Source organism: Dietzia sp. DQ11-44 (assembly GCF_014145205.1).
Taxonomy (GTDB): Bacteria; Actinomycetota; Actinomycetes; order Mycobacteriales; family Mycobacteriaceae; genus Dietzia; species Dietzia natronolimnaea.
In genome coordinates this window covers 1-1400 of record NZ_JAALEC010000313.1, presented here as the reverse complement: position 1 = coordinate 1400, position 1400 = coordinate 1, and the positions used below count along the sequence as shown (strand labels likewise).

Sequence of the window (1400 nt, the reverse complement as noted above, 5' to 3'; positions counted from 1 at the left end):
CCTCCGCACCAGCACGGTGGTCGCGGCCCTCTTCGGCTTCCTCCCGGTACTCCTGGCGACGAGGCACTTCGGGTGGGGACTCGCCGGCATCTGGTGGGGGATGGGTGTGTTCGTGGCGATGCGGCTCGTCGCCGTCGTCGCTCGGGTCCGCGGCGACCGCTGGATGGTCCTGGGCGCGGAGACCCCGGCCGGTCGGGCCTCCGAGGGGGCTCCGGCGTGACGGGCCGACCGGGTCTGCGCGCGGTGTCCGACCTGCACGTCGGGCACCGGGGCAACGCGCACGTCATCGACGACATCCGGCCCGTACATCCGGGGGACTGGCTGATCGTGGCCGGAGACGTGGCGGAGAAGACCGACCACGTGGTCGGCGCGCTGGAACGCCTGGCCGACCGGTTCGAGCGGGTGATCTGGGTACCGGGGAACCACGAGTTGTGGATCGCCTCCGACGACGACGGGATCACCTCCACCACCAAGTACGACCGCCTGGTGGACGCCTGCCGCTCGATCGGGGTGGACACCCCCGAGGACCCCTACCCGCTGTGGACCGGTCCGGGAGGCCCGGCGTGGGTCGTGCCGATGTTCCTGCTCTACGACTACTCGTGGACCCGCTCACCCGGCCAGTCCCGGGCATCGGCACTCGCGGGGGCGAGGGAGCGACGGGTGGTGGCGTCCGACGAGTTCCTCATCGATCCCGCCCCGTACCCGGACGCCGCCGCCTGGTGTGCCGCCCGGCTGGTGGCCACGACCACCAGACTGGCGGCCCTGGACCCGGCGCACCCCACCGTGTTGGTGAACCACTGGCCCCTGCTGCGCGCACCGACCGAGGTCCTGCGGCATCCCGATTTCGCGCTGTGGTGCGGCACCGACCAGACCTCGGACTGGCACCGCCGCTACCGGGCCACGGCGAGCGTCTACGGGCACCTGCACATCCCGCGCACCACCGTCCATGACTCGGTCCGGTTCGAGGAGGTCTCGCTGGGTTACCCGCGCGAGTGGGCGGCCCGCGGCCGCCCCGACCCACTCGCCCGTCAGATCCTCCCCGTCCCCGACCACCCCCAGGTGAGGTGGATCCGGGACCGGGACGGGTTGCCGAGGATCGCCCGGCCCGGTGAGGACGGACCCGACCTGGAGGAGGAACGGTGATCAGGGACGTACTGCCGGACGACGTGGTGGCCGTGGCGTTCGACGAACTCGGCATGACCGATTCGGCGGCGCTGGCCGCCATGTACCCCGTCGAGGTCGAGCAGATCGGCAGGGCGGTGGAGAGCCGCCGGATCGAGTTCGCCGCGGCGCGGGCCTGCGCGCGCGAGGCGATGAACCGCCTGGGCGTGCCCCCCGGGCCGATCACCCGGGGTGGCAGGGGGATGCCGGTGTGGCCCCCGGGGGTGGTGGGCACGCTC

1 protein-coding gene and 2 pseudogenes are annotated in these 1400 nt (G+C 73.0%); all 3 read left to right on the top strand.

The genetic code is table 11. From position 1 onward, the window contains the following. A pseudogene (locus G6018_RS08635) lies at positions 1-220 on the top strand (MATE family efflux transporter); the annotation flags it as partial. Beyond that, a complete protein-coding gene (locus G6018_RS08630) occupies positions 217-1143 on the top strand; it encodes a metallophosphoesterase (RefSeq protein ID WP_182639395.1) in 927 nt (308 codons plus the stop codon). The pseudogene G6018_RS08635 and the gene G6018_RS08630, both read left to right, overlap by 4 nt. Beyond that, positions 1140-1400, top strand: a pseudogene (locus G6018_RS08625) (4'-phosphopantetheinyl transferase); the annotation flags it as partial. The gene G6018_RS08630 and the pseudogene G6018_RS08625, both read left to right, overlap by 4 nt.